Origin of the sequence: Eisenbergiella tayi (assembly GCF_001881565.1) — a bacterium.
Lineage (GTDB): Bacteria > Bacillota > Clostridia > Lachnospirales > Lachnospiraceae > Eisenbergiella > Eisenbergiella tayi.
The window spans coordinates 345,610-371,629 of the sequence record NZ_MPDJ01000003.1 but is presented as its reverse complement, the minus strand read 5'-3'; the positions used below and the strand labels follow the sequence as shown (position 1 = coordinate 371,629).

Sequence of the window (26,020 nt, the reverse complement as noted above, 5' to 3'; positions counted from 1 at the left end):
TCAGGGTTTTTATAGTATAATCATATCAGCATTATGGAGGTGATTGATTGCAGGAAAGCAGACTGTTCCGGATTTTATACTATTTATTGGACAAAGGACAAGCCACCGCACCTGAGCTGGCTGAAAAATTCGAAGTATCCGTAAGAACTATCTATCGGGATATAGACGCAATGAGCAGCGCCGGCATTCCCATTTACGTTACCGCAGGAAGAAACGGCGGCATCCGTTTTCTCGACGGCCACATTCTTGATAAAACCTTTTTTTCATCCGGAGAAAAACAGGAAATCTTATCAGCCATACAAAGCCTTTCCGCCGTACAATATCCTGATATCGACAATATTTTGAGAAAACTCAGCGCCGTTTTTCAAACAGGACTTACCGATTGGATAGAGATCGACTTTTCACGCTGGGGAAGTGCCGCTGAACATGAAAATCAATTATTTATCCAACTGAAACAGGCCGTCCTCGAAAAGAGGAAAATCCGCTTTGAATACTTCAATTCCTCCGGCACCGCCAGCATACGCGAAGCCCTCCCGCAGAAACTAATTTACAAAGATAAAGCATGGTACCTCCATGCGTACTGCCTTTCGCACAATGGCTGCCGGCTGTTCCGCTTCACCCGCATCAAACATTTATTTTTAACCGAAACACATTTTGACGCAATCCCCGAAACAGACCAAAACAATTTTTCCCAGCCCCAGGATACGAGACCTTTAATTAATCTGGAATTACAGTTTCCCCCTGAAGTCGGCTTCAAACTGTATGACCAGCTGGAAGACGACGCCATCACCCAAACACAGCACGGATACACCGTTAACCTGACATTGCCCGAAACCGACTGGATCTACGACTTTCTCATGTCCTTCGGCGAAAAAGTAACCATCATCCGCCCCCAATACATCAAACAAAAAATCATCGAAAAATACGAAGCCGCCCTGAACCACTACAAAGAAACGTAACCGCTGAAAAAACCTTTCAGCCCCACAGCCGCCAATGGCCATAAGTGTACAGAAACGCACAGACAGGAGAAAAAAATGAATATAAAAACAGAACTCGAAAAAACAATACCCGCCGCCCTCCCCGTACAACTGAACGATTTAGACCTTGATCCTGAGAAAATCAAGGCAATCATGATAAACGAGGTAGTCCCCTCCGACCCTTCCCAGGATTTTTACGGTTCCCCCGACCCAGATTACCTCAAAACAACAATTCCCCTCTTCCAAAAAGCCGGCCTTCCGGCCCAAAACATCCAGGACATCCTGCAAACAGGCATCTACATCACAAACGCCGTCAAAACCCCAAAATCCGATTACACCATTGAAAGAAGCACCATCGAAACAAGCCTGCCCTATCTGGAAAAAGAACTTTCCCTCTTCCCAAACACCAAAGTAATCATGCTCATGGGCGACGTCGCCAAAAAAGCCTTCAACATGCTAACCAAAAAAGCCACCGGCAAAAACGCAGTCCCCTCCACCTCAACCTACAAACTGAGAACCACCGAACTCTACTACGAAACCATCCGGATCATCCCCTCCTACATCATAACCGGAGGCAACATCCTCATAGAAAAATCCAAAGCCCAAATGGCCTCCCAAGACATAACCACCATGCTCCACCTAATCCAATAACCCCTTAATCCTCAAAGCACATACCCATCTCACCCGTACTTCCCAGAGTTATGGTATAGGAACGCCGTCTGTGCAGTCTCTCCCCGCTGTCCCCGGCATCCTCCGCCGCCTCTCCGGCCGCGTACACTCTGCTCCCCCAGTGCCATCTCAAAAAAAGGGAACTGTTTCTTACTGCTTTATTTCTATACTTTACTGCCCGCCCTTAGCGGCGCTGTCTGACGACCAAAGGGAGGAGTTTAAGCCGCGTTGGCAGTAAAGTATAGAAATAAAACAGTTAGAAACAGCCCCTTTTTTTGTCTGGCACTGGAGGAGCAGAGTGTACGCGGCCGGAGAGACGGCGGAGGATGCCGGGGACAGCCAGGGAGAGACTGCACAGGCGGCGTTCCTATACCATAACTCGCCCTCCCCCACTACCTGCCGGTTCCAGGCACAATTCCATCGAACCGGAAACTTTTCCCATGATCCTCCGACCGGTACCGCGCCAATGTCCACGCATCGCCTCCGTCATAATCCCCGTCGGCACCCTGACCGCAGAGGACATAAAGAGTTCCGTTCTCCAGATAAGGCATTTTCGGATAATCATAGGGCGCATAGGTATAGTCCCCGTCAAGCGTCACCAGTTTTTCTTCCATTTTCACAAGACTGTAGGAAAATCCTCCGTCCTCCGTTACATACAGATCTGCGCTGTCACCGCCATTATGGGCGAGCGCGGCAAATCCGAAATCCTCATCGAAAAAGGTAAAGTCGATATCCATACCGGTCTGGGAGTGAAACGGATCCTTTCCTACCTGATACCAGGTTTTCCCGCCGTCATAGCTTTTTATCAGGCCATAAAACCGGCTGCCCAAAGCAGCATCCAGCACCACCATGCGGAAGGTTATCCCCTGTTCCTTCAGAGATACTTCCCTGGCATAGTCGCCATTATAGGTATCCCATAATTCTTCACCCTCCCTTGGCCCGCTGCTTTCTTTTCCCTGAACCGGTACGTCTTTCTTGTTTTCCGCTTTTCCGTCCGCCGGATTCGTTCCGGTCGGCGATTCCGCTCCCGCCGTCTGCTTCGTTTCTGAGGCCCTTACCATCTTAACCGTCCTGTCCGCCGCGGCAATATCAGACATTCCTCTCTTTATCGCGGCCTGATACGCTTCCTGTGTCTCAAGTCTGCCGTATCTATGCAGCCCCGGCGTCTGTGAACTCACCACCCGGTAACGGTAATGCAGGCAGTCCTTCGTGATCCCGTCATACAGGAGAAACAGCAAACCGGAATCATCCAGCTGCATGGCCGGGAAGCCATCATAAACCACTTCCGAAGCGTTCGGATATCGATCTCCCAGCACTGCCTGATACAGTTCCTTCATCCCCTCTTCCGGTGATTTGGCAAACTTATACATATCGGACGTATCATATTCCCCCGGCAAGTAAAAGTAGTATTCCTCTTTGTCCGACAGTTTATAAGCTTCTCCCGCCGCTGTTTCCAGCCCCCATCCGCCGTCCATGCCATTCAGAAAACAATAAACGTAATATCCGGCCGGTGTCTTTACCAGACGGAAATCATATCTCATTTCCATGAAACTTCCGTCCGCCACCTGTCCCGCAATTCCTGGTGAGACAAGGTATTCCGCCGTATTCACCTCATACAGTCCATCTGCCTGATCCCCCGCAAGACACCGGACAGAGTCAATCTGAACGGCACTGTCCACCCCGTTTATCTGGTAACAGCTTTGAAATTCCTTCAATATATTCCGCACATTCCAGCATTCTTCCGCATCTGTCGTTTCTACAAAAAAGATTCCTGTCTGTGACGGCTCATAACCCTCCCCGAAAGGATTGCGCTCGGCCAGGAAACGCATTTCCTTAATAACAGATTCTTCCGGGCCTTGTTTCCCCTGTTCTATTTGTCCAAGGTACTGATTCAGCTTAACCTGGAATACGTTTTCTGTTTCGTCTCCCTGTACAGCTTCGATTTCGTTCCATGCCTCTCCTTCATCCAGACCGATCCCCCTAATAGGATTTATCACCTCCGGAGTTCCCTGTATGCTCACTTTTTCGGGCAGTATCAGCGCAATACAGACTACGGCCAATATGGCTGACAGAATACTGTTTCCGAATAAGATCCATTTTTCCTTCTTCCCAATCGGAAGCCACAGGAAAAGAATCCATAACACCGCCAGGAACAGGCCTGCAAATACTGCAAATTCCATCCATGGAAGGAGCCGGGCAGAGCCTCCCGGGATGATGAGCAGGCGGTAAAGCGCGGCTGCCCCACCTAACGCTGCTATGGCAAGACTCAGTATTACCGTGCAGATTATCTTTCCGATATTCTTCTTTTTCATATTATCTTCACTCATTCTAATTACTACCTCAATATTCCATATCCGAATCCCCAGTGGGAACAAAATCATTTCCTGTTAATTATACTCTGTATGATTACCGCATGCAATCCGTTATCTCCGTATGTCTCACTCCAAAAAAGAAACGGCCGCACCAATCAACAGTGCCGCCGCCTTGTAAAAAATTCCTGTCTTAATCAACTATCGTAGTAGGAGAAACCTCCCTGAAAACTATCATACCATCAAAATCTGCGGAAGGAACCACCGCCTGTGTATAAAACATTTTCGAAATCTTCTGCCAGCCTGCAATCCCCACATTCAGTGACGTTATTTTTTGTGAAGAATTCAGTATTTCCTGCCAGCCGCTGTCCTCCGATACCTCCGAAAAATCCAGATAATAATAATCACCTTGAAGCTTATCCAGCTGTCTGTTGAGATCGTTTTTATTTTTCACTTCCATAACCTCAAATCCGCCGCTGTCTTTCTGTGAATTAAACCGGGTTGCCGCAGCGTCGGTTCCAATTGCGAAATAGCCATCCCCGTAGGCTTCCGTCAGATGCGCGCCAAGGCAGGTATAGCCCGAAACCGAACTTTTACCGATATGCCCGTTATGTCCATTAATGAAAATGAGGCTGCCGTCGCCCTGGCTGACAAACCATTCCACCTTTTCCGCCATATGCCCATCCCGCAGGGAATTGTAGTCCGTTCCGCTGGCACACAGCTCGCTGGATTCATAAATACTGTTTGCACATTCTCTGGCAAAAGCGAAATCCCTTTTCCCCGAAACAGCTGTGATTTCCTCCTCCTTTTTATCCATCGCCTTCAGGAGGGCCAGGGCGTCAGTCTTTGCCTGCTCCAGCACAGAATTATCCAATACGTACCGGTTATCATCCGTCAGCTGGGAAAATATCTCTTTATATTCTTCACTCAGTTCCGGGGTCGCCTCATCCAATACGGAAAAGAGATATTCTTTATTATTATCGTATCTCTGCATATCCATCCCGTAAAAATGAAGATCCCGGCCTTCCGCCGCCTCCGCATTATAGCTGCGCATCCAATCCGCCAGTTCGGCAAGCTCCTTTGTGCGGTAAATCCCAAATCCAAGCTCCGCCACCGCCTCCTGCGCGGTTCCTTCCCCGCCATGGATATAGGCGTCCACCTTCAGTCCCCCGCCAAAATCACCTTCTATCACAAAGGTACGGCAGCCGTTATTTTTCACTAAAGCCTTAAATACCTCAGCCTTCATCTGCTGATATTCCGATGCCCCATGACTGGATTCCCCCAGTCCGACTATCTTTACATGATCCGGCGCCGTAAGCGTTCCGATATCTGTCTGACAGAAGGAAAGCTCCTCCTCTGTCAGGGATTTGCCGCCGCAGCCGGCCAGCAGTGTCATACTCATGGCCGCCGCCATAAAAATCGCTGTCATACGTTTTACTTTCCTGTTTTTTGCTTTCATCGAAATTTTTCTCCTGTCTGCTCTTATTTTAGTCTTTTTCCGATATTGCACTGATCTGTCCTTTTGAAAAACGAAGCGTGAAGCGAATCACTCCTGCCGCACTCCCCTTTTTTCCCGTTTCACTGCCCGCAGCGTCCGTCAGCTCCGCTTCCAGCGACGCTCCCATGGCCTCCGCAAGGTATCTGGCTATGGTTAATCCCAGCCCTGTGCTCCCCTGTTTTTCAGAATTATCAGGCACGAAAAAACGTTCAAAAAGATGTTCTGCCTCTTCCTCCGTAATTCTATTTGTATCATTCTCAAAATAAATTTCCGTCTGTTCTTTTTTTTCATTAACCGAAATGCGAAGAAAACTCTCCGCATACCGGCCCGCATTCTGATAGAGATTGGAAAAAATCCTCTCCAGCGCCTCCTGCTCTCCCCATATCCAGACCGGATGCTCCGGAATATCCGCATCCACAGTCAGGCGGGTCTCCTGCAGCACACGATAATTGTCCGTCAGTGTTTCCCTGAGAATTCTTCCCGCATCAATCCGGCACAGCTTCAGCCGGAAATCCCCTGCTGTCAGTCTGGAGAAGCTGTAGAACCGGCTGACCAGCTGTTCCAGGAAACGGGCTTTACGTTCCATTAAGCCGAGTATTTCCTCCAGTTCCGCTCCCTTATATTCCGTTCCTTCCTTTTCCCTCAGCAGCCTCAGATAGCCAAGGATAACCGTCAGCGGAGTCCGCAGATCGTGGCTGATATTTTCTATCTGCTCCTGAAACTGCTTTTCTCTCTTTCTGTACTGCTGCCCCTCCGACCTTATTTCCTTCAAGGTAAGATTCATGGACTGCAGAAGCTTTTCCATGCTCCTGTCGGGCACAGAAATGTGCAGGATCCGATCCTGATCCGGTTCCTTCCTGATTTCCTCAAGCTCCCGGCAGGCCTCCCGAATAGAGTGTTTCAGGGCATAAAAACGGATGCTGAAACAGATAGCTGCCAATGCCAATGCTGCCAATATCACATATATCATTTTTCTACCTTTACCCAATACGGCATTTCTGCCATCCTGTAACCCTTTCTCACAATTCTTTATTCCTGAAGGCAAGTATCCCCGCCGCAGTGAAAACAAGAATTCCTGCTGCTCCGGATACCAGGCATTTCATCATCCCCTGAGGCGTATCCCACAATATGGCATATCCGCCGAGAGTGACCCTGACTTCCTCTGCCAGGAAATTTTCCGGGAAAAACAGCGCAGCTTTCTTCAGAAGCTCCGACTGCAGCACATGGCTGAGATACAGCAGCCCCCTGGGTATGCCGATCACAAGAAAAAACCACACCACAATACCTGTCGCCGTCTTTTCCACCGCATCCAGCACAAGGATCCCCAGCATCATTGCCGCCCCGGCGATAAGAGACATCGCCGGTATTTCCAGCAGCACGGCCCTCAGCTCCATTTCTTCCATCGGCAGGAACAGCCGGGCGCTTCCCACATAGGCCGTCATAATTACAATCAGACTGCAGGCCGCGGCGAAGATTCCCACCATACATTTCCCCATAAATATGACAGGTCCCGTAATGCCATAAACCACAGCATTTTTCATCATCCCGTTTTTCCTGTCTTCTCCGAACATAATGCCCGCTGCCAACAATGCCATGTAACAATACAGCATGGGGCTTCCCACTAGCATCCCCAACGAAAAATGTGCCGTTGCATAGGGAATCTGCCCCTGGCAGGAAAGCAGCCAGTTCAGAAAAAATACCGCTGCTGCCGTAATTCCGGTAAAAAGATACATGCCCCTGCTGTGTAAGATCCGGTAGCCTTCGCTTTTCATATAATTCAGCATGCCCCCGCACCTCCGTTCTTCAGATTCATGTAATAATCCTCCAGAGTATATCTGCGGCGTTCCAGCGCGGTAATGAGAATCCCGTTCTCATAGGCCAGGCGGCTGACCACCTCTTCTTCCATGTCCTTACCGGTAATCCGTATGGATTTATCCGCCAGTACCCGGTAACGGGCCTCCGGGAAAAAACGTTCCAGCTGTGCCGCGTACCTTTCGGTATCCGCTTCCACAACCCGGATTATGATACAGTCCGCACATCGTTCTTCCAGCTGCGCCGCGGTGATCTCCTCCAGCAGCCTTCCCTTGCTTAAAAATCCGAAAACAGTGGCTGTCTGCTGCAGCTCCGCCAGAATATGGCTGGACAGCAGAATCGTAACATTCTTTTCTTCATTGAGCCGGTGCATAAGGCTTCTGAATTCCCGGATCCCACTGGGATCCAGACCGTTAACAGGTTCGTCCAGGATAAGGAACCTGGGTTCTCCCAGCATAGCCATCGCCAAGCCCAGCCGCTGTTTCATTCCCGGCGAAAGCTTCCCGCACTTATCCTTTCTCCGCTCCCATAATCCGACAAGCTTCAGAACCTCCTCTCCGCATGTTTTGCCCGGAATCCCCTTCTGGATCCGATAATATTCCAGATTTTTTTCTGCGGATAATCCGGGCAGAAGGCCCGGCTGTTCCACCATGGCGCCGATCTGCTTCCGGCAGCGTTTCAGCTCCTTTTCCTCATATTTCCCCCAAAGCCGGATTTCTCCCTCGGTAGCCCGGGCAAGGCCCGTCAGCAGCTTAAGAAGGGTTGATTTGCCCGCTCCGTTGTCGCCTATCAGTCCGTAAATATCGCCCTGCTTCACATGCATGGAGACCTGCTTCAGCGCATAAAAAGAGCCGTAGGCTTTGGAAGCCTGCCTGGTCTGCACCACAAAATCTTTCATTCGGTTCCTCCTTTTCAGGGGTTTCAGGCATTTGCCGGCAGGGAAGCGCTTCCCTGCTGCAAATGAAGTATATCGCATTGGATTATAAATAGTACTTAAGAACTTTTAAAGAAGTGATAAAGATTATTCCAGCTTAAAGCCGATCCCATATACCGTCCTGATATATTCATCCCCGGCTCCGGCTTCCTTTATTTTTCTGCGCAGATTGCTGACGTGTACATTCACCGTATTGTTTTCGCCGTAGTACCCGCCTTTCCATATCTGCTCATATAGAAGCTCTCTGGAATATACTTTTTCCGGATTCTGGATTAGCAGAAATAAAATTTCATATTCATACGCGGTGAGTGAAAGGGGCGTGTCCAATACAAGAACCTTTCGTCCTTCCGGATAAAGTTTCAGCTCCTTATAGGAATATACCTTTGCACCGCTTTTTTCTTCATGATGCCCTCTCCGCCTGAGCGCTGCTTCCACTCTCGCCGTCATCTCTTCCGGCTCAAAGGGCTTTGTGATATAATCATCCGCGCCCTCTTTCAGCAGAGTTACCTTATCCTGAAGCGACGATCTTGCTGACAATACCAATACAGGGATATCACAGCCGCCCTCCCGCAGCGTCAGCAGAAGCTCCTCACCTGTCATACCCGGAAGCATGAGATCCAGCATGATGAGATCAGGCTGTTTTTTCTCGCAGCACAGAAGCGCTTCCGTTCCTGAATAAGCCTGCTTCGTCTCATAGCCCGCATCCTCCAGAATCCGCTTCAGCAATCCGCTGATATCGACATCATCCTCAACTATTAAAATCTCCTCTTTCATCACTTTATTTCCTTTTCTGCACTGCAGTTGTCTGCCTCATTTGCAAGCCGCTCCGCATACTTCTTCAGATAGTCTGCAAAGCTCTTCGCCATAGTGTTTTCCGGACTGTTTTTCCTCCGTATAAGCAAATCCAGGTTATAGACCTTTGCCATGGAACTGGAACGCAAAATCATACCGGCTTCCTCCAGAATATCCTCCGGTATGGGCGATGCCCACATATAAGCGCCCGGAAGCGTTTTCAAAAGATCAATCTGACTCCCTCTGTCATAGACATAAATCCGCCGCGGCGGCGTCTCCTGCAAAAGCGGATCGATGCGCGCCATAGTCATGGAAGGGTTGCGGTGGTCACCGTGCACGATCTCCGTGTACCGTTTGAGCATATCCGGAGTGATATCCGCCTTCCCTGCCAGGGGATGATCCCGGCGCATGACCAGCAGCATCTGAAAACGCATCAGAAGCGTATGGCACAGATTCTTGTTTGCCAGCAGCTGTCCGTAGTAGCTTTCATAAAAAGCGGGAATGCGTATGACCCCCAAATCGCTTTCCGCCCGGAAAACCTGATCGATCACCTTCTCTGTATTTGTTTCACAGAAATGAAGGGAAAGCGGCTGTTCCGGACGGATTTCCTCATTCATCCACAGCGACAGCGCCTGCGTGCAATAGGAGGCACGGGAAACGGAAATCCCCAGGGACGCCGGGATTTCCACGGATTCATTCCCGATGTTCTCCAGCCGCTCCACCTGCGCCATGATATTTACCGCATAGGAAATAAAGGCCTCTCCCTGCGGCGTGAGTTCCACACCGTTGAGCGTGCGGTCAAATATACGTATATGCAGTTCGCTTTCCAGGCTCTTCAGGGCGCTGCTCACATTCGGCTGTGCACAGAACAGCGCATGGGACGCTTTTGTGATGGAGCCTTCTTTATAAATAGCCAGTACATATTTTAATTGCTGAAGATTCATAGACGCCTCCCACAATGACCGGATGAAAAAATGTCATATTCTTTTTATATATCCTGATAGCAATTTTATATGATACGTAATTCATATGCAAGCGTTACAATGAATACAGTAAAATATTAATTTTTAGGAAAGGATGTGTGGATATGGCTGTTAAGGTTGCTGTATTAGGAGGAGGAAACGGAGGACATGCCGCTGCGGCGGATCTCTCCAACCGCGGTTTTTGCGTACATATGTATGAAGATGCACGTTTTGCAGGTAATATTAAAAAGGTTTTTGACACCCACGAAATCACAATGGCAGGAGCTGCCGGAAACGCCACCGTCAAAATCGGCATGGTGACATCCGATCTGCGTGAAGCCATACAGGATGTGGAATTTATTTTTGTGGCGGTACCCGCCTTTGCCCATGACGTTTATGCCAGAGCGCTGGCGGAACTCGTACATCCCGGCCAGACTGTTATGGTGATGCCCGGTACCTTCGACAGTCTTATTTTCTGGAAGGAATTCAGGAAAAAAGGACTGGAGGATGTGGTCGTTGCAGAGACAAACACCCTGCCCTATGCCACCCGCCTTCAGGGGCCCGGAAGCACGTTGATTATGAGCCTATTTAATCCCCTCAAAGTCGGTGTGATGCCCGCATGCAGAACGCAGGAGACCGTGGAGAAGCTCCGCACCTTCTATCCTTCTCTGGAAGCGGTGGAAAGCGTAATCGCCTGCGGACTTTCCAGTCTGAATCCCATCATCCATGTTCCGGGCTGCATTCTGAACGCAGGAAGGATTGAATATGCAAAGGGCGAATTTTATTTCTATACAGAGGGCTTTACCCCCTGTGTTGCCCGTACCACAGAGGCCATCGACAAGGAACGTATCGCACTGCTGGACAGCTTCGGCTATGCCAGTGATATCGTTGCCCACGGAGTCGGCGGTTCAATCGTAACGGACGATATTGGTGAGGCGATTGCCAGTGATCCCAATTTTGCCAAAATAAAAGGGCCTGCCGATACCAACAGCCGCTACTATGCAGAAGATATCCCCTACGGCCTGGCCCCCTGGGCAAAGCTCGCCCGGGCCATGAACGTAGATGTGCCGGTCATCGGGTCCATGATCACAATCGGTTCTGCCCTTCTCGGCTATGACTGCTGGACAAAAGGGCACTCTCTTCAGGATTTGGGAATAGAAGGCATGACAAAGGAAGAATTAAAAGAATATCTGGAAACCGGTAAATAAAATCCCCCGCCAGGGGAATCAACAGCTTATGGAAGGAGCTTGAATCATGGCATTTCATTCAATCAAACCCGTACAGATGACGGAAAATATATTCAGTCTGATCAGCAAAGACTGGTTCCTTATGTCTGCCGAAAAAGAAGGACGCGTCAATCCCATGACCGTGGCGTGGGCTACGGCAGGTATTTTATGGCAGAAGCCGGTTGTAATGTGCGCAGTCCGCCCGGAACGCTTTACCCGGGAATTCCTGGACGCCTCCGATGTCTTTTCACTCACAGTATTCGACAACAGCTGCCGGAAGATGCTTGGCTACTGCGGGACTGTTTCCGGCCGTGACCAGGATAAGGTTAAGGAATCAGGGCTTACAGTAGCCCATTCCGGCGAAGTTCCTTATTTTGAAGAATGCCGGATGGCTATTCTGTGTAAAAAGCTTTGCGTCACGCCGCTGAAGGAAGAGGATTTCCTCGGGGATAAGGAATTTACACAGAAGTGGTACGGCGGAGATAATCATGCGGACGGAACCGGAGGAGGTTATCATCTGCTGTATATTGCGGAAATCACTGATATTCTTGTGAAGGACTGATACAAAAAGGAGAAAGCTGCTTAACTTTCTCCTTTTTTGTTATTTCTTTTTATCAGTTTCTTATCAGGTCTTTTAACGCCTTCTCCCATCAAATATCTGATCAATCATCCCATACTCCAGCGCCTCCGCCGCGGACATATAATAATCCCTGTCTGTATCCGCCTTCAGTTCCTCTTCCGTTTTCCCCGTACTTTCCGCCAGGATCCGTATCACCCTCTGATTGCTTCTCTGCATATGATCCGACAGAATCTTGATATCACTGGCCGGTCCCTGTATCCCGTTTCCGCTGATCGCCGCCTGATGGATCATAATTTCCGCATTGGGAAGCGCCATCCGTTTTCCCTTCGTTCCTCCCGCAAGAAGAACCGCACCAAAGCTCGCCGCCATCCCGATACACACAGTGGAAACATCACATTTGATATACTGCATCGTATCATAAATGGCGAACCCGGCCGTAATGGAGCCTCCCGGGCTGTTAATGTACAGCTGGATATCCTTTTCAGGATCCTGGGATTCCAGAAACAGCAGCTGCGCCACGATCAGCTCTGCCGAAACATCATCCACCTGTGTTCCCAGAAAAATAATACGGTCGGACAAAAGCCTTGACATAATATCATAGCTTCTCTCCCCATTTTTAGTCTGTTCTATCACGTAGGGTATCGCTGTACTCATGCCGCCATCCTCCCCGCCTTGTTCCTGCAGGACGCAGAATAAAATCTGCTGCACATGGATATCTCCGTCTGCTTGGGATAAAAATCACCTTTTATTCTATATTCCTGCGGCGTACATCCATACAGCTTGTGAAAGGCCAGCGTAAACGCCTGCTGGGAACTATAGCTGGCTTCACAGGCGATTTCCACAATTGGTATATCTGTATATACCAGCTTTTCCGCCGCTTCCGTAAGCCGCCGCCCCTGAATGTATTTATATATGGTACAGCCCGTATTTTCTGCAAAAGCCCTGGCTATATAGAACCTGGAATAATTGAGTTCTTTTGCGATTTTTTCCAATGTCAGATCTTCATTGAGGTTATCCCGGATGTATTGCAGCACGCTTCTGACCGCTGATTCATTACTCATATATGAAAGCCTCTTTCCTTTTTTATTTTACTCAAACTTCGCCCATACCCCTGTACGTCTCACGGCAAGGCTCCGGTACAGTAATCCCATAAACGGTTTCTTTTTGTATCGCAGTTCAATCCTGCCTGAACTGTTCCCATTTTACCATAAAAGGAAACCGTATGTCTTAATAGAAATTGCCCAAAACGATTGTTCTGTGTTACTATGGAGGCAAAAGAAATAAAGGTGGTGCCCTATGCAGAAAATAATGATTATCGAGGATGAGCCGTCCGTCCGGGAGGAACTGGCTATCCTTTTGAATAATGAAGGCTATCAGGCCCTGGTTATAAATGACTTCGTTAATATACCGGAACAGGTCACGGACAGCGGCCCTGATCTCATTCTTCTCGATCTCGGGCTTCCCGGGCGGGACGGCTTCTCCCTGTGCGCAGATATCCACAGCAAAACAGGCGTCCCAATCATCTTCGTCACCAGCCGCAATTCCGCCATGGACGAGCTGCGGGCGCTGAGTCTGGGCGGTGATGACTATATTACCAAGCCCTACAACATCCCTGTTCTGCTTGCCCATATCAAAGCCGTTCTGCGCAGGAGCAGCAGACAGCAGGAACCTGATGTGCTGAACGTAAACGGGCTCAGCCTCTGTCTCTCAAAGGGTGTGGTTACCTCAGGTGAACGGACTGCGGAGCTGACGAAAAACGAAATCAAAATCCTGGCGCATCTCATGAATCATCCCGGTGAAATCATTTCACGGAACGATTTGATCGAATTATTATGGAACAGTCATATTTACATTGATGATAACACACTGAGCGTAAACATAACACGTCTCAGGACAAAGCTGGAGGAACTTGGTTTCCCGGGTTACATCAGAACACGGCGCGGATTGGGGTATCAGCTATGACATTAAAAGAATTCTTATCCGACAGGCTCGGACGGCTCGTCCTTCAGCCGGTATCCATGGCTGTCATGACCGTTTTTCTGCTGGCAACCGGCACACAGGCCGGCATATTGATCATCATCCTTATCGTCTGGTTCCTGCTGTTTCTTATCCTGCAGGCATATGATTTTCTGAAGTTACGTTCTCATCTGGATGAGCTGAAGTCTATTATGGACGGGCTCGATCAGAAGCACCTGTTTTCCGAATGTGTGCCCACTCCCCATAACGCCTATGAACGCCGGATTTATCAGCTGATGCGCCGGTCGGGCAAAGCCATGATCGAAGCCGTATCCGACGCCCGCTGCGCGCAGCGGGACTACCGGGAATATATCGAAAGCTGGGTTCATGAAATCAAGACACCCATTACGGCCGCCAGGCTGATCTGCCGCAGCGCCGATCCCCGGCTGAGGGCAAAGCTTTCCCGGGAACTCAGCCAAATCGATAATCATGTGGAGCGGGTTCTTTTTTATGCCCGGGCGGAAAGCCCTGAAAATGACTTTATCATTTCACGGACCGATCTCGCCGGGATCGCGGAAGAGGCGATCGAACAGCACCAGTCTCTTCTTATACAGAGCGGTGTGCGGATCGAAACCGGGGATCTGGCACAAACCGTGTATACGGACGGCAAGTGGGTATGCTTTATCTTAGGACAGCTTCTGCAGAATGCGGTCCGATACCGCACCGGTACTCCGGTCATCACCCTGTCCGCCCGGCAGCTGGGCCGGCAGATACAGCTTACCGTCGAGGATAACGGGATCGGCATCCCATCTCATGAACTCCCCCGGGTCTTTGAACGGGGCTTCACCGGCAGCAACGGACGGTCACGCGGCGGTTCCACCGGTATGGGACTGTATCTGTGCCGCCGCCTTGCCGGATCCATGGAAATCGATCTGCAGATTCATTCTGCCGAAGGACAGGGAACAAGCGTAATCCTGACTTTCCCTTCCCCGGAATCCATAACTCCACAGACTGACTGACACACAAACCTTTCAAAAATGTAAGAAAGTGCAATATAACTTCGATACCGCCGCCCTTGCTTATGAGGTATCCTGCTCTTATACCATTGAAAGAAGGGAGACACGATTATGCTGCACATAAAAAACATAGAGAAATATTATGGAAGCAAAAACAATGTCACAAAAGCGCTGGATCGGATCAGCTTTGACGTGGAGGACGGCGAATTCATCGCTATCATGGGGGCTTCGGGAAGCGGCAAAACCACACTGCTCAACTGTATTTCCACCATTGACACGGCCAGTGCCGGGAGTATCCTGCTGGACGGGGAAAATATCACGGAAATACCCTCCGGTGAACTGGCGCGTTTCCGCCGGGAACGGCTGGGCTTTGTTTTTCAGGATTTTAACCTCCTTGATACCCTGACCCTGGAAGAAAATATCGGTCTGGCCCTCACTATCAATCATGCGGATGCTCTTACCGTTCAGAAAAAAGTCCATGATGTGGCGATTAAGCTTGGTATCGAAGACGCCCTCTCCAAATTCCCCTATCAGGTATCCGGCGGGCAAAAACAGCGGGCCGCCTGCGCACGTGCCATGGTGGCGGGGCAGTCGCTGATTCTGGCAGATGAGCCTACCGGCGCCCTTGATTCCAAATCCTCCAAAAATCTTCTGGAAATCATGACCCGGATAAACCGGGATATGAACGCCACCATTCTCATGGTCACCCATGATGCCTACAGCGCCAGCTATGCGTCCAGAATCCTTTTCTTAAAGGATGGCCGCCTGTTCAACGAGCTCATCCGCGGAGAACGCTCACGGACCGTGTTTTACCATGAAATCCTGGATGTTCTCGCCTTGCTGGGAGGTGATATCAGTGACGTTATCTAAACTCTCCCTTCGGAACGCCCGGCGGCAGGCCCGGGATTATCTGGTTTATTTTGTCACGATTGTGATGTCGGCAGCCCTGATCTATGCCTTCAACGGACTGGTTTTTTCTCAGGAAATCCGGAGACTGTCGGCGGCATTGGATGTTATGCCCCTGATAATCGTACTTGCCAGCATAGTTGTAGTCTGCATCATCGGCTGGCTGGTGCAGTATACCATCAGCTTCATGCTGACGCGGCGCGGACGGGAGCTGGGCACCTATATCCTGACCGGCCTGGAAAACAGCCAGGTTGCAAGGCTGTTTTTTCTGGAGAATCTGGCAGTAGGCGGAATTGCCCTGCTTTTGGGAACGATTCTGGGCAATCTGATTTTTCAGGCCCTGCGCGCGGTCATGCTCACTCTGTTCCGGGCGCCTTATACCTTCCGTTTTTCTTTTTCGCTGAATACCGTGCTTTTAACGATCTTCTATTTTGCTCTGGTGTACCTGTTTGCCCTCTTCCGCAGCCGCCGGCGCATACGTACCATGAAAATCTGTGACTTGATTTATTCTGATCGCCAAAATGAAAAAGAACTTCTGAAAAAAAGCCGCAGCCGCCGGAAAATATTCGTTATATCCATCATTTCAGGCCTGATCGGCACTATCCTGCTGCTCCTGCGCAGCCTTCCGCTGGGTATTTTGGGATCCGCATGTATCATCGTTTTCCTTTACGGCTTTTTTATCAGCTTCTCCTCCGGCGTACCCGCCTATTTCGACAAACGCCCCGGGAAAAAATACAAAGGCCACACGCTGCTGATTTTCCGTACCCTGTCAGCCAAGCTTGCCACAATGGGTGTTGTCATGGCCACAATAGCCCTGCTGTTAACGGCAACCCTTATCACAGAAGGCGCAGGAATGCTGTTCCACGTCCTGCTTCAGGATCGGAACGAACAGACTACCTGCTTTGATTTGTTTATCTCCTCCTCCGGGCGGGATTCCACACGCTTTGATGAATATCTGGCCTATATTGACGGCAATGTCCCCATCCGGGAATCCCGGCAGTATGACATTTACCGGGGCAAAGACACACAGGTGACCCGCTATGTCATATCGGGCGGCGATTATTGGCAGACCTTTGATTATGATACCATAATGAAGGCCAGCGATTACCTGGCCCTGCGCGCCATGCTCGGTTACCCGGAGGTTTCCCTCAAGCCCGGACAGTATCTCATTCACTGCATGCCCTATTTGAAAAAAAGAATGGACAGCTACACCGAACCGCTCACCATAGATGATCAGACACTGCTTCCGGGAGGCGTATACAGCGAAGGCTTTACCCAGTCTCTGTGGGACGGCAACGGCCGCGGTTTCCTTCTCATTATTCCCGATGATGCGGCCGTAGCGCTTCCTGTCAGCCACAATATTTATGCTGCCATGACAGAAGAACCCATGACCATGGAGCAATATAACCGGATAAATGAAATACGGGATAACAGGGATGAAATCATCTCCGGCTACGATACTATTTTCTGTAAAACCCAAATAGAACACGAAAATGCATCCACTTATGCCATCACCGTCTTTCCTCTTTTTTACCTGGCGCTTGTGCTCACCATGGTATCCGCTACCATCCTTACCATTCAGCAGCTCAGTGAAACCGGCCGTTACCGGCGGCAGTTTGAACTGCTTCACAAGCTGGGAATGGAGAGGCAGGAAATGAAACAGGCGCTGCGACGTCAGTTCCTTATCTTTTATACCATGCCCGCCATACCGCCGCTGTTAATCGGCATTCCTTTTATCCTCGCCCTGGGAAGCTCCTTCGATCCCGGTGTTGTGACCGGACCGGCAGAACTCCTGGCTATTGTGGGAATCATACTCGCCCTGTTTTTATCCATTTACCTTCTTTATATCGGATTGGCATATAACAGTCTGAAAAAGAATGTACTTCCTGATGAAGATTAGACTATGCAGAAACGGCCGCACTGTTGTTGAAGTGCGGCCGTCCCTTTTATTTTAACTGAGACAAATACTCCTCCCTGTATGGATTACCCGATTTCGCATCAAACCCTATCGGAAGATGTTCCTTTGGTATCACCCTCTCATAATGAATATCCGTGAAATAATTACAGAAGGTTAATTCCACATAGATTATTTTATTCTGAGCCTCATCTGTCATGGCATATATATAACCATAGCTGCTGCTATCCACGGCAAGCAGCGGATAAGGAAATCCGGTTGAGCCGTAAATCAAATAATCCTTGGGCATACTGATTTGCCTCAGACGTTCCGTTTCCGCTTTATAGTCTTCCTCATCACAGCTATATACCAGATAACACAGATAACAGGGATCCCATGGATTATAATATTCATAATAGAAAGCTTCCACATCCGCCGACTCAGGCAGCTTTTCAGGAAATATATAATTCAGAACCAGATAGGATTCCCTGGTTTTCTCCCATGCATCCGTATTTTTCGACTGATGTATCCCCTGCGGCCCAAAATATTTCTCATATTCCCTGATATCAGTGACTACATTTTTCTCTGTAAAAAGAGAGATTAAAAAAACTACGGCTGCCGCCACTCCCACTACAACTGCGGCGGCAACGATAAACACTGCCGTCACTGCTTTTTTTCTCTTCTTCCCTGCAGTCTCTGAATCCATATACAATTTCATATATAGGAGCGGATAAGGCTTTCCCTGTTCGTCCATATCTGTCTTTCTGTAAACTCTGAAACCAATATGTTCATAAAAGCCTGTTGCCTGCGGATTCTGTTCATTTACCGTTACTTCGTTGACCGCATATTCTTTAATTCCATAGAGAACAAGCTTCTTTCCAACACCCTGCCCCCGCATTTGCGGGCTTACAAACAGCATTTCCAGTCTCCTGTTATCAATCCCCATAAATGCAACCGGCTCATTTGCATCATCCTTTGCCACAATTAAATGGGGCACGCCCGCTAATGCCTGGGGAACACATTTCCTGATATCAGCAATTTCCGCTTCGCTTAAGAACAAATGCGTTTCTTTTACAGAATTTTCCCAAATAATAAGAAGCTGTTCCATTAATTCCGGCGTTCTGTCTGAAACCTCAATTATTTCCATATCTTACCTCCCTTCATAGCTGAATAAATATGTAATTCAAAATTAAGAGTAATCCTGAAGTTAAATCAAGCTGTCATAAGATAAACCATAATTACTTACTTAAAATTTTAGTGGACATATTTGTTAATGTCAACAAATATGCCGCAATCATTATTTCAGAAGCAGCTTATTTCTATGGCTGCTGCCCCGTACTCTCATTCCTTCATGTATGTTCAAATACATATATTTGTCAGAAAAATTTCATCGTGATTATCCCTTCAGTAAATATTTTTGAATCATGCGAATGATTTCAGGCTTCTATACGACTACCCTTTTAGGAACTGTAAATCAGCTCCGGAAAGGAGATATGGCTTTGTTTACACAAAAAACGAAAAAGGAGGCAACTGCACAATGAAAGCGCTCGAAAAAATATTCCGGCCATGTTTTGCACTTGCAATGATTACCATTTTTCTCACCGGATGCGGACAGCTCAATACCGTCGAAAGCCTTGTTGTATCAAATGAACCATACACAGCAAAAGAGGATATTGAAGATGCCGTACAGCCGGAACAGGTTTCTGCCGGAACAGACATCTATGCCAGCATTTACTTTATTGAATCTCCAAAAGGTATGGAATATACGGGAAAATGGTACCTGAACGGAGAAGAAATAAAATCCGACACGCAGGAAACAATCACAGATAAATCCGGCGCTGTTATCTACCGGCTGGAAGCTGACGATGTAAAGAAGGGAAGCTTACAATTTGAAGTATTCTACAATAATGAGCTTCTAATCTCGACAGAAATTACCGTAAAATGAGGTGTATGCCTATGAACCAGGCTAAAGAAGCAAGAGAACGGCGTTTCATCTCAATATACAGAAAACATGTGGACGAAGTATATCAGTATGTTCTACTGCGTACCGGTTTTGATGTTCCTCTGGCCGAGGATCTGACACAGGATATTTTTCTCGATGTTTTTAAAGGGTTATGGGGTTTTAAAGGACTGTCTTCAGAAAAAACGTGGATTTTCAAAATAGCCCAAAACAAACTGTTTGACTATTACCGAAGACAATATAGCCAAAAGACGGAAATCCTTCCCCTGGATGATCAGCTGTCCGATCAGTTAAGTGACCCGAAGCAGAATATCGATATCTGTATGCAGGTTACCTTTGAGAACCGGCAGGTAAGGGAATGTCTAAGCCAGCTGCCGAAGCAGTATCAGATATTACTCTCACTCAAATATATTGAGGAAATCAGTGTGAAACAAATTGCACGAATTGTTGATAAATCCCCCAAGTCCGTGGAAAGCATGCTCGGACGGGCCAGAAGCGCATTTATCAGACAATATCGGGAAATGGAGGTACCAAATGACTGAGAATAAAGACTCATTGAAAAACGCATTTGATACGCTGAACGAAATCGAACAGCCAACAAAACGGCAGAAGGATAACATGCTGAACTATATTTTGTCAGAAGGAGGAAAAAAAGCTTCTCTTTGGGATAAGCTCCGCGGCATTATTACTATCTATCCATGGAGATTCGCTTTCGGTATTTCCACCGTACAAACGGTGATATGCACCCTCTTATTCGGAACTAAATACACAAATTTGTTTTTAAGCATATTCGGAGGCTAAATTATGAAGAACTTTTTAGAAGCCCTAAACAGGCCAGCCGACGCTTACCGGCGGCAAAGCAGAGCTATAGCCTGGCTGTTTGTGGCAGCCACAATTATTATAGTCACTGTCTTCGACCCGATTCTGCATCATTTTTCCAATCCGGGATATCATGCTGATTTATTTCACATATTCCGTACTGCCCTATGGGGGATCGCAGGCTATCTGCTGATAAGCTGTATACTGTGGCTTATCTGTAAATGCTTCGGAAGCAAGACCGCATTATCGGTTTACATTAACACATGGGGACTATCCTTTTTCCCCAACATCCTTTGTTCCTTTATCGTGGCAGTCACAGAAGCCTATTTCTATGTATTCTGGAACAGCCTGCTGTGGAGCATGGTTCTCAGCATTGTTTTTGTGGGAATCCTGATTTGGAAGATTATCCTGTATATCATTTTCCTGAAGGAAGCAGCCGCCTTACAGGGAGGCAAACTGGCAGGCGCTTTTTTAGTAAACGCGGTAATGATTGCTTTTTTAACAGCATTCAATGGGTATATAGGATTAAAGACTCCAATCATATAAACAGGATAATGTACAGGAAATGCGATTATTGAATTTATACATTCTGCAGATGTAATATGACAAGGCGGATTCCTATTCAAAACCGCCTTGTTTTCAATTAAGAAATTCTTCAGACAATATGGAATAACACAATGTGTCTCCTCTGTCACGGCCATGTCTTCTCAGCCGTCCCTCCAGTGTAAATCCACACTTTTCCAGCACACGTGCACTTTTAATATTAGCAGCATGAACCCATGCCGCAATTACTGATAAATCAAGCTTTCGAAAGCCAAAATCCAGCATGCCTCTGACCGCCTCCGCTCCATAACCGTTTCTCCTGTAATCTGCCGCAATGGCATATTCCAGTTCTTTATACTGTTCATACCGTCCCATATCATTTAACCCGATTAAGCCGATGAGACAATTATCCTCTTTTCTGCAAATGGCCTTCATTTCGTTCTTTTCTGTCCATTTTTCTATTATTCTTTGGCACTCTTCTATTGAAGAACAAAAACAAATCCCACTTTGTCTTATTTCCTGATCCTGAAAAATGTCATATAACGCCGGAGCATCTGAAGGCTGCCATTCTTTAATTCTTAAACGCCTGGTAACTATATTTCCCATTATTTCACTCCTGATCGCATATATGGGCTTATCCGGGAACCGGATCACATCCCATGTTCCATAAGATGATATGGCACTGCAAAAGCCGGGGCATCCGCCCAGGCTCCGACTGTATGTAAACTATACTTTTTTCTTCTATTTAGAATATAATCATTTCATCTTTTCCTGACACTCGCTGCATTCCCTGTCATGAATGGAAATTATACCGCCGCACTTAGCACATGTATATTTTTCTTTTTGCTTTTCCATAAAAAGCTCCAGACCGTGCTCCCGGACAAATTCACTGTTTTCCATGAGGCTTGCCTGATATCTTTTGTTATAGCTTTTCTCAAGATTTTTTATCTGCTTGCAGGGATAATCGGAACATTCAAAGCAGTAATTCCCCTCTTTAAGCCCAATGCAATCCTTTATCTTACATTTACGGCAATGTTCCGGTTTCCCCGTATCACTGTTCAGACAGCCTGCACATGGCTTTTTATGATAACAATGCTTATAACAGACCATACAATTCATTCCGCAGGGGGCAAACATATTGATATCCATATTTTCTTTTGGCATTTTCATAATTGCTGCTCCTTCCGGACTTCTGATTTAACTAAAATTATAACATGAATTAATGCATAACAACAATACGAAGATATTGTATCTATAGCTTGAGCCGGGACTGCCGCCCCGGCTCAAGTTCAAAAAATATTCCTTCTTCCACCCCAATCAATCTGAAGGAATCCGTCAAATTCCATTCTTATGTATCAACATAGGCATAAAAATCCCGCCCTGCACGCTTCGTGCAATAAAATGGCAGTATTCGCCGGTAACAGTCTCATACCAGTCAGAAAAAGGCACCCTGGAAGGGGTCTCGTTCACATAAGCTGCAATAGGAGCGATAAGCGCATCCACCTTCTTCCTATCGTCAGTCATGGAAGCACACCAGAGAATCCAGTCGCTCTTTGTGTATTCCTTCCTGGAATCCAGCGGCACACCGTAGACATTACTCTTTTTAATATAGTAATCGATTTCCTTCCGGTACACCTCTTCCCGGAACAGGCTGCTTCCAAAGAATTTATCCCATACCAGGTTATATTTCAGGCTCCAGGAATCCCTGTCACCGAAGGAGAGAGCGGTATGATCCCCGGCATCGGCCCTCTTTTCCCAATCCCCGGCCATTTTCACAGCTTTTTCATGATATTCCCTATAAACCTCTTCCTGTCCCATCTGGCGGGCCAGCAGGGCAAAGGCTTCGATTCCCATGATCGCCTTGGCAGAAAGATTTACATTATGGGACAGATGGCCTGCAAAGTCATCGGTACACAGCTGTTCCCCCGGATCCGCACCATAGGTGAGCAGATATTCACACCATTTCTTCAGTACTTCCATATGAGGCGCCGCGAAATCCGGTGAACCGTCCAGCTTGCAGACCGCCGCAGTCAGTATCAGCATATTGCCGCATTCCTCCACCGGCATCTGGTATTTAAAATCATAAATCCGGCTTCCGGCAGGATACTGATAGAAAAACGGGAACACAGTTCCGTTGCTGCCGTCAAAGGCGGAACCGCTCTTTTCTCCCGCAAGTCCGTACACCTGGCCTGTAGCGTAAGGGAAACGTCCCACATCATGAGGCGCGAAGTCAAATTCCCATACATCACAGGCGGCAAAGGTAAATACCGGACGCAGCATACCCTTTACATATTCCGTATTATAAAGCATATAAAGCGGCACCGAAGGATAGGTCACATCCACCGTCCCCAGACAGCCGTTAGAATCGTTCTCTTTGGAAAGGAAAACAAGATTGCCGTCCTTATCCGCAATCAGCTTATGGGCTGCAATGGAATGTCTGTAGCTCAGGCAGCAAAGCAATACATAATCCTCGCCGCCGATAGCCGCCGCCTGTTCCTCAATCTTTGCATCCAGCTTCCTGCATTTTTCCTGTACACTGTCCTTATCCGCAAAGCTGGCTCCCACCGCATCCAGAATCGTGGCATAGGTTTCTGTCCAATAGGCCTTTTTCCAGTCTCCGAAATAGTTGATGGACAGCAGATCATCATAGGCTGCCACGAGCGTTCCGCAGCCCCTTTGTGTTCCCAGCTTCACCGAAGCCGTAAGCTGTTCGTTTGCCTTATCGAAGCACACCTGTGAAAAGGCATCCTGCACCGCCAGATATACATATCCCCAGTCGATTGTGATATTGTCCCCGCTGTGTCCCAGAGGTTTCTGCTCAGCCTTCCCCATCACCGAATAGGAAAAGGCATCTGTCCGATAAGAGCCTCCCACTACCGCTCCCTGTGTAAAACGCACTAGATCCGCCGAGATCTGCACATCTATGGTCACATCGGCCTCTCCTGCCTTCCTCTCCACCTCGAAATCCACATAAGTACACGGCCTGGATACCAGCACCGGTTCCTCAAGCAGAAGCGGGGAGGTAAATGCCGCCGTCAATATTACTTTTTCATTTTCAAAGGTATATTTTGTCCCTGTCGCCGTAAGCTCTATACCGGTCTGGGGAATCACCTGATGAAATTCCTTATCCCCCATAAAGCAGAAGCTTTCCCCGTCAATCGTTATGTAACCTCTGATTTTCTGTCTCTTTCCGCACCAATGTACGGTATCGGAATCATAAAGCTTATCCGTTCCGGACCAGATGCTGAAATACGGATCATGCAAAATAAGCGGTATGCTGGCTGCCCTTTTTACCTTCATCCTGTCACTCCTTTTCCGCGCTGTCCGCGCCACATGTTATACATTAAAAATTATCATTTCCGCTTGTCCCTTATGCCGCTCTGCGCATCTGACATTCCGGACACACATCAAACAGTTATATTTTACAACCGTTTACGGCGGCAATAAATAGGTTTTTCCCGCATATGAGTGAGGAATACACGCATTTTATAACTTATTTTATAAATACCCATCCATCCTCAGAGGCTTGCCTTCCTGTATGCCCGCTGCCATTTTAAGCTTGTTTCCGACCGTATTACAACCATGTTCCGTATTGACTTTACCGGCTGAAGTGCTATAATAAAAAATCAGCTTTCAGACATTCACAATGAAAGGAGGAAAACAGTGTATACCAAGAAGCAAAGAAGCCTTGCTCTGCTTATCTGTGGGGTCATATTTTTCATCACACTTTTTTCCATCTCCTTTATTGGTCATGAACTCAATCATAACTGTACGGGCGAGGACTGCCCTGTCTGTGCCTGTGTTCATAATGCGGAGCAGAGCCTCCGGCAGCTTGGCACCGGATTTTCCGGCGCGGTATCCGGGGCATTTCTTATTTTACTGTTTCTTTCTTTTCTCCCGCGGGCTCTTCACTTCATCCCCGCAGCTTCACTGGTAAGCCATAAGGTACGACTGAATAATTGAATAAAAATCGATTTCCGGTCAGGGGTATCCTATACTCTTTTTTCAGGCAGGTATAGTCAGATACCCTGTTATTTTTGCACCCTTTTTTAATCAGCAAAATTATGGAGGTTTTTATTCTATGAAAAAATGTATGTTTATTCTGGCTGCCCTTCTGGCCTTAACGGGCCTTATTGCCTGCGGCAGCTCTGCGGATAATACTGCCGCAAGCTCTTCTGCCCCATCTTCCGGGGAAGACTTTTCCGAAGCTTCTTCTGCCATGGTAACAGCCGATGCACAGTCCGTTCCCGAAAAACATCTCAACATCGTGACCACTATTTTCTCGGAATATGACTGGGTGCGGGAGATTCTCGGAGACAATGCGGAAAACGCCGACCTCACTATGCTTCTGGACAACGGTGTCGATCTGCACAGCTACCAGCCCACCGCACAGGACATTTTGAAAATTTCCACCTGCGATCTGTTTATTTATGTAGGCGGCGAGTCCGACGGCTGGGTGTCTGACGCTCTCCAGGAAGCAGCCAATAAAGATATGAAGGTAATTGATCTTCTGGATGTGCTGGACGATGCCGTCAAAGAGGAGGAAATCGTAGAAGGCATGGAAGCCGGGGAGGAACACGGTGACGGGGAAGACGAGGAGCACGAAGAGGAAGAAGAAGGCCCCGAATACGATGAACACGTTTGGCTGTCTCTCAGAAACGCAAAGGTTCTCTGCGAAGCTATCACCAACGCCCTGACAGAAATTGATCCTGACCACGCAGCCGATTACCGGTCCAATCTGACCTCTTACAGCGAAAAGCTGGATGCCCTGGACGCCGCTTATCAGTCTGCGGTTGATTCCGCCTCCCGGAAAACACTGCTCTTTGGCGACAGATTCCCTTTCCGATACCTTGTGGATGATTACGGCCTCAGCTATTATGCCGCATTTGCCGGATGCTCTGCGGAAACAGAAGCCAGCTTCCGGACAATCACCTTCCTGGCCGATAAAGTGGATGAATTCAACCTTACCTCCGTTCTTACCATAGAATCATCGGATCAGAAAATAGCACAGACGATTATACAGAATACCAAAGAAAAAAATCAGAACATTTTAACGCTTAATTCCATGCAGTCCGTCACGTCCAACGACGTCGCTGCAGGCACCGGCTATCTTTCCATTATGGAAAGCAATCTGGATGTATTAAAAGAAGCTTTGCAGTAAGAAAGG

Annotated in this window: 28 protein-coding genes; 13 read left to right on the top strand and 15 right to left on the bottom strand. The window is 48.0% G+C overall.

All coding sequences use genetic code 11. From position 1 onward, the window contains the following. The first annotated feature begins 47 nt into the window (after positions 1-47). Complete coding sequence (locus tag BLA28_RS12915) at positions 48-959, top strand: helix-turn-helix transcriptional regulator (protein WP_069159050.1); 912 nt, start codon at positions 48-50, stop codon at positions 957-959. Positions 960-1,034: 75 nt separating this feature from the next. Further along, positions 1,035-1,628 carry a uracil-DNA glycosylase family protein gene (locus BLA28_RS12910; protein ID WP_069159049.1) on the top strand — a complete coding sequence of 198 codons (594 nt, stop codon included), beginning with the start codon at positions 1,035-1,037 and terminating at the stop codon, positions 1,626-1,628. A gap of 4 nt (positions 1,629-1,632) precedes the next feature. Here BLA28_RS12910 and BLA28_RS34425 read toward each other — a convergent pair whose 3' ends face one another. The 8 genes from BLA28_RS34425 to BLA28_RS12875 all read right to left on the bottom strand — a co-directional run bounded on the left by BLA28_RS34425 (position 1,633) and on the right by BLA28_RS12875 (position 9,935). Further along, entirely contained in the window at positions 1,633-1,755 is a 123-nt protein-coding gene (locus tag BLA28_RS34425; protein WP_278336248.1) for a hypothetical protein, read from the bottom strand. 283 nt (positions 1,756-2,038) lie between these two features. Continuing rightward, positions 2,039-3,973 carry a WD40/YVTN/BNR-like repeat-containing protein gene (locus BLA28_RS12905; protein ID WP_069159048.1) on the bottom strand — a complete coding sequence of 645 codons (1,935 nt, stop codon included), beginning with the start codon at positions 3,971-3,973 and terminating at the stop codon, positions 2,039-2,041. A gap of 175 nt (positions 3,974-4,148) precedes the next feature. Next, positions 4,149-5,414, bottom strand: a complete 1,266-nt coding sequence (locus tag BLA28_RS12900; RefSeq protein WP_069159047.1) for an erythromycin esterase family protein — start codon at positions 5,412-5,414, stop codon at positions 4,149-4,151. Between the two features lie 28 nt (positions 5,415-5,442). Beyond that, entirely contained in the window at positions 5,443-6,423 is a 981-nt protein-coding gene (locus BLA28_RS12895) for a sensor histidine kinase (protein ID WP_069159046.1), read from the bottom strand. Positions 6,424-6,472: 49 nt separating this feature from the next. Continuing rightward, a complete protein-coding gene (locus tag BLA28_RS12890) occupies positions 6,473-7,237 on the bottom strand; it encodes an alpha/beta hydrolase family protein (RefSeq protein ID WP_069159045.1) in 765 nt (254 codons plus the stop codon). After that, the gene (locus tag BLA28_RS12885) at positions 7,231-8,163 is read right to left on the bottom strand and encodes an ATP-binding cassette domain-containing protein (RefSeq protein ID WP_069159044.1); all 933 of its coding nucleotides are present in this window, start codon (positions 8,161-8,163) and stop codon (positions 7,231-7,233) included. Before BLA28_RS12885 ends, BLA28_RS12890 begins: the two co-directional genes overlap by 7 nt. Positions 8,164-8,286: 123 nt before the next feature. Next, complete coding sequence (locus BLA28_RS12880; RefSeq protein WP_069159043.1) at positions 8,287-8,973, bottom strand: response regulator transcription factor; 687 nt, start codon at positions 8,971-8,973, stop codon at positions 8,287-8,289. Then, positions 8,973-9,935, bottom strand: coding sequence for a LysR family transcriptional regulator (locus tag BLA28_RS12875; RefSeq protein ID WP_044971279.1), 963 nt, complete (start codon positions 9,933-9,935; stop codon positions 8,973-8,975). The genes BLA28_RS12880 and BLA28_RS12875 overlap by 1 nt, the downstream gene beginning before the upstream one ends. A 143-nt stretch (positions 9,936-10,078) precedes the next feature. Here BLA28_RS12875 and BLA28_RS12870 point away from each other — a divergent pair, with 143 nt between their 5' ends. Both BLA28_RS12870 and BLA28_RS12865 read left to right on the top strand, forming a co-directional pair. Further along, the gene (locus tag BLA28_RS12870) at positions 10,079-11,161 is read left to right on the top strand and encodes an NAD/NADP octopine/nopaline dehydrogenase family protein (protein ID WP_069159042.1); all 1,083 of its coding nucleotides are present in this window, start codon (positions 10,079-10,081) and stop codon (positions 11,159-11,161) included. 46 nt (positions 11,162-11,207) lie between these two features. Beyond that, a complete protein-coding gene (locus BLA28_RS12865; protein ID WP_069153894.1) occupies positions 11,208-11,741 on the top strand; it encodes a flavin reductase family protein in 534 nt (177 codons plus the stop codon). A 72-nt stretch (positions 11,742-11,813) separates the two neighbouring features. Here BLA28_RS12865 and BLA28_RS12860 read toward each other — a convergent pair whose 3' ends face one another. Both BLA28_RS12860 and BLA28_RS12855 read right to left on the bottom strand, forming a co-directional pair. Further along, positions 11,814-12,413, bottom strand: a complete 600-nt coding sequence (locus tag BLA28_RS12860; protein WP_025484902.1) for an ATP-dependent Clp protease proteolytic subunit — start codon at positions 12,411-12,413, stop codon at positions 11,814-11,816. Beyond that, complete coding sequence (locus tag BLA28_RS12855) at positions 12,410-12,820, bottom strand: helix-turn-helix transcriptional regulator (RefSeq protein ID WP_009250660.1); 411 nt, start codon at positions 12,818-12,820, stop codon at positions 12,410-12,412. The genes BLA28_RS12860 and BLA28_RS12855 overlap by 4 nt, the downstream gene beginning before the upstream one ends. 235 nt (positions 12,821-13,055) lie before the next feature. Between BLA28_RS12855 and BLA28_RS12850 the strand changes: the two genes are divergently transcribed. The 4 genes from BLA28_RS12850 (at position 13,056) to BLA28_RS12835 (ending at position 17,537) form a co-directional block, all read left to right on the top strand. Beyond that, positions 13,056-13,721, top strand: a complete 666-nt coding sequence (locus BLA28_RS12850; RefSeq protein WP_069159041.1) for a response regulator transcription factor — start codon at positions 13,056-13,058, stop codon at positions 13,719-13,721. After that, positions 13,718-14,734, top strand: a complete 1,017-nt coding sequence (locus BLA28_RS12845) for a sensor histidine kinase (protein ID WP_071699217.1) — start codon at positions 13,718-13,720, stop codon at positions 14,732-14,734. Before BLA28_RS12850 ends, BLA28_RS12845 begins: the two co-directional genes overlap by 4 nt. Before the next feature lie 108 nt (positions 14,735-14,842). Next, the gene (locus BLA28_RS12840) at positions 14,843-15,601 is read left to right on the top strand and encodes an ABC transporter ATP-binding protein (RefSeq protein ID WP_069159039.1); all 759 of its coding nucleotides are present in this window, start codon (positions 14,843-14,845) and stop codon (positions 15,599-15,601) included. Beyond that, on the top strand, positions 15,588-17,537 hold the full coding sequence (locus BLA28_RS12835) for an ABC transporter permease (protein ID WP_081330196.1): 1,950 nt from the start codon (positions 15,588-15,590) through the stop codon (positions 17,535-17,537). Before BLA28_RS12840 ends, BLA28_RS12835 begins: the two co-directional genes overlap by 14 nt. A 46-nt stretch (positions 17,538-17,583) precedes the next feature. On the opposite strand, the gene BLA28_RS34550 is transcribed toward BLA28_RS12835, so the two are convergent. Continuing rightward, positions 17,584-18,678: a GNAT family N-acetyltransferase gene (locus BLA28_RS34550; protein WP_069159038.1), complete on the bottom strand. Its 1,095-nt coding sequence runs from the start codon at positions 18,676-18,678 to the stop codon at positions 17,584-17,586. Between the two features lie 390 nt (positions 18,679-19,068). Here BLA28_RS34550 and BLA28_RS12825 point away from each other — a divergent pair, with 390 nt between their 5' ends. Genes BLA28_RS12825 through BLA28_RS12810 form a run of 4 tightly spaced genes read left to right on the top strand, consistent with a single transcriptional unit; the run spans position 19,069 to position 20,856 of the window. Continuing rightward, positions 19,069-19,476 (top strand): hypothetical protein, encoded by a 408-nt coding sequence (locus tag BLA28_RS12825; RefSeq protein WP_069159037.1) that lies wholly within the window; start codon positions 19,069-19,071, stop codon positions 19,474-19,476. A gap of 11 nt (positions 19,477-19,487) precedes the next feature. Further along, a complete protein-coding gene (locus BLA28_RS12820) occupies positions 19,488-20,033 on the top strand; it encodes an RNA polymerase sigma factor (protein WP_069159036.1) in 546 nt (181 codons plus the stop codon). Beyond that, positions 20,026-20,292, top strand: coding sequence for a hypothetical protein (locus BLA28_RS12815; RefSeq protein WP_069159035.1), 267 nt, complete (start codon positions 20,026-20,028; stop codon positions 20,290-20,292). The genes BLA28_RS12820 and BLA28_RS12815 overlap by 8 nt, the downstream gene beginning before the upstream one ends. Before the next feature lie 3 nt (positions 20,293-20,295). Next, positions 20,296-20,856, top strand: coding sequence for a YIP1 family protein (locus BLA28_RS12810; protein WP_069159034.1), 561 nt, complete (start codon positions 20,296-20,298; stop codon positions 20,854-20,856). A 93-nt stretch (positions 20,857-20,949) separates the two neighbouring features. Here BLA28_RS12810 and BLA28_RS12805 read toward each other — a convergent pair whose 3' ends face one another. The 4 genes from BLA28_RS12805 to BLA28_RS33750 all read right to left on the bottom strand — a co-directional run bounded on the left by BLA28_RS12805 (position 20,950) and on the right by BLA28_RS33750 (position 24,660). Beyond that, complete coding sequence (locus BLA28_RS12805; RefSeq protein WP_069159033.1) at positions 20,950-21,459, bottom strand: GNAT family N-acetyltransferase; 510 nt, start codon at positions 21,457-21,459, stop codon at positions 20,950-20,952. A 150-nt stretch (positions 21,460-21,609) separates the two neighbouring features. Then, positions 21,610-22,023 (bottom strand): DUF3795 domain-containing protein, encoded by a 414-nt coding sequence (locus tag BLA28_RS12800; protein ID WP_069159032.1) that lies wholly within the window; start codon positions 22,021-22,023, stop codon positions 21,610-21,612. 165 nt (positions 22,024-22,188) lie between these two features. Beyond that, a complete protein-coding gene (locus tag BLA28_RS12795; RefSeq protein ID WP_069159031.1) occupies positions 22,189-24,153 on the bottom strand; it encodes a glutaminase domain-containing protein in 1,965 nt (654 codons plus the stop codon). Positions 24,154-24,486: 333 nt separating this feature from the next. Continuing rightward, positions 24,487-24,660: a hypothetical protein gene (locus tag BLA28_RS33750; RefSeq protein ID WP_169897246.1), complete on the bottom strand. Its 174-nt coding sequence runs from the start codon at positions 24,658-24,660 to the stop codon at positions 24,487-24,489. A gap of 274 nt (positions 24,661-24,934) precedes the next feature. Between BLA28_RS33750 and BLA28_RS12785 the strand changes: the two genes are divergently transcribed. Further along, on the top strand, positions 24,935-26,014 hold the full coding sequence (locus tag BLA28_RS12785; protein WP_071699216.1) for a metal ABC transporter substrate-binding protein: 1,080 nt from the start codon (positions 24,935-24,937) through the stop codon (positions 26,012-26,014). The last annotated feature ends 6 nt before the right edge of the window (positions 26,015-26,020 follow it).

Excerpts from the sequence above, each read along its gene's own strand:
- BLA28_RS12850 (WP_069159041.1), top strand. The coding sequence starts at position 13,056 with ATGCAGAAAATAATGATTATCGAGGATGAGCCGTCCGTCCGGGAGGAA.
- BLA28_RS12880 (WP_069159043.1), bottom strand. The coding sequence starts at position 8,973 with ATGAAAGAGGAGATTTTAATAGTTGAGGATGATGTCGATATCAGCGGA.
- BLA28_RS12845 (WP_071699217.1), top strand. The coding sequence starts at position 13,718 with ATGACATTAAAAGAATTCTTATCCGACAGGCTCGGACGGCTCGTCCTT.
- BLA28_RS12895 (WP_069159046.1), bottom strand. The coding sequence starts at position 6,423 with ATGATATATGTGATATTGGCAGCATTGGCATTGGCAGCTATCTGTTTC.
- BLA28_RS12795 (WP_069159031.1), bottom strand. The coding sequence starts at position 24,153 with ATGAAGGTAAAAAGGGCAGCCAGCATACCGCTTATTTTGCATGATCCG.
- BLA28_RS33750 (WP_169897246.1), bottom strand. The coding sequence starts at position 24,660 with ATGAACACAGGCACAGACAGGGCAGTCCTCGCCCGTACAGTTATGATT.
- BLA28_RS12805 (WP_069159033.1), bottom strand. The coding sequence starts at position 21,459 with ATGGGAAATATAGTTACCAGGCGTTTAAGAATTAAAGAATGGCAGCCT.
- BLA28_RS12800 (WP_069159032.1), bottom strand. The coding sequence starts at position 22,023 with ATGAAAATGCCAAAAGAAAATATGGATATCAATATGTTTGCCCCCTGC.
- BLA28_RS12870 (WP_069159042.1), top strand. The coding sequence starts at position 10,079 with ATGGCTGTTAAGGTTGCTGTATTAGGAGGAGGAAACGGAGGACATGCC.
- BLA28_RS12885 (WP_069159044.1), bottom strand. The coding sequence starts at position 8,163 with ATGAAAGATTTTGTGGTGCAGACCAGGCAGGCTTCCAAAGCCTACGGC.
- BLA28_RS12875 (WP_044971279.1), bottom strand. The coding sequence starts at position 9,935 with ATGAATCTTCAGCAATTAAAATATGTACTGGCTATTTATAAAGAAGGC.
- BLA28_RS12785 (WP_071699216.1), top strand. The coding sequence starts at position 24,935 with ATGAAAAAATGTATGTTTATTCTGGCTGCCCTTCTGGCCTTAACGGGC.
- BLA28_RS12840 (WP_069159039.1), top strand. The coding sequence starts at position 14,843 with ATGCTGCACATAAAAAACATAGAGAAATATTATGGAAGCAAAAACAAT.
- BLA28_RS12890 (WP_069159045.1), bottom strand. The coding sequence starts at position 7,237 with ATGCTGAATTATATGAAAAGCGAAGGCTACCGGATCTTACACAGCAGG.
- BLA28_RS34550 (WP_069159038.1), bottom strand. The coding sequence starts at position 18,678 with ATGGAAATAATTGAGGTTTCAGACAGAACGCCGGAATTAATGGAACAG.
- BLA28_RS12855 (WP_009250660.1), bottom strand. The coding sequence starts at position 12,820 with ATGAGTAATGAATCAGCGGTCAGAAGCGTGCTGCAATACATCCGGGAT.
- BLA28_RS12860 (WP_025484902.1), bottom strand. The coding sequence starts at position 12,413 with ATGAGTACAGCGATACCCTACGTGATAGAACAGACTAAAAATGGGGAG.
- BLA28_RS12865 (WP_069153894.1), top strand. The coding sequence starts at position 11,208 with ATGGCATTTCATTCAATCAAACCCGTACAGATGACGGAAAATATATTC.
- BLA28_RS12900 (WP_069159047.1), bottom strand. The coding sequence starts at position 5,414 with ATGAAAGCAAAAAACAGGAAAGTAAAACGTATGACAGCGATTTTTATG.
- BLA28_RS12910 (WP_069159049.1), top strand. The coding sequence starts at position 1,035 with ATGAATATAAAAACAGAACTCGAAAAAACAATACCCGCCGCCCTCCCC.
- BLA28_RS12810 (WP_069159034.1), top strand. The coding sequence starts at position 20,296 with ATGAAGAACTTTTTAGAAGCCCTAAACAGGCCAGCCGACGCTTACCGG.
- BLA28_RS12905 (WP_069159048.1), bottom strand. The coding sequence starts at position 3,973 with ATGAGTGAAGATAATATGAAAAAGAAGAATATCGGAAAGATAATCTGC.
- BLA28_RS12820 (WP_069159036.1), top strand. The coding sequence starts at position 19,488 with ATGAACCAGGCTAAAGAAGCAAGAGAACGGCGTTTCATCTCAATATAC.
- BLA28_RS12815 (WP_069159035.1), top strand. The coding sequence starts at position 20,026 with ATGACTGAGAATAAAGACTCATTGAAAAACGCATTTGATACGCTGAAC.
- BLA28_RS12825 (WP_069159037.1), top strand. The coding sequence starts at position 19,069 with ATGAAAGCGCTCGAAAAAATATTCCGGCCATGTTTTGCACTTGCAATG.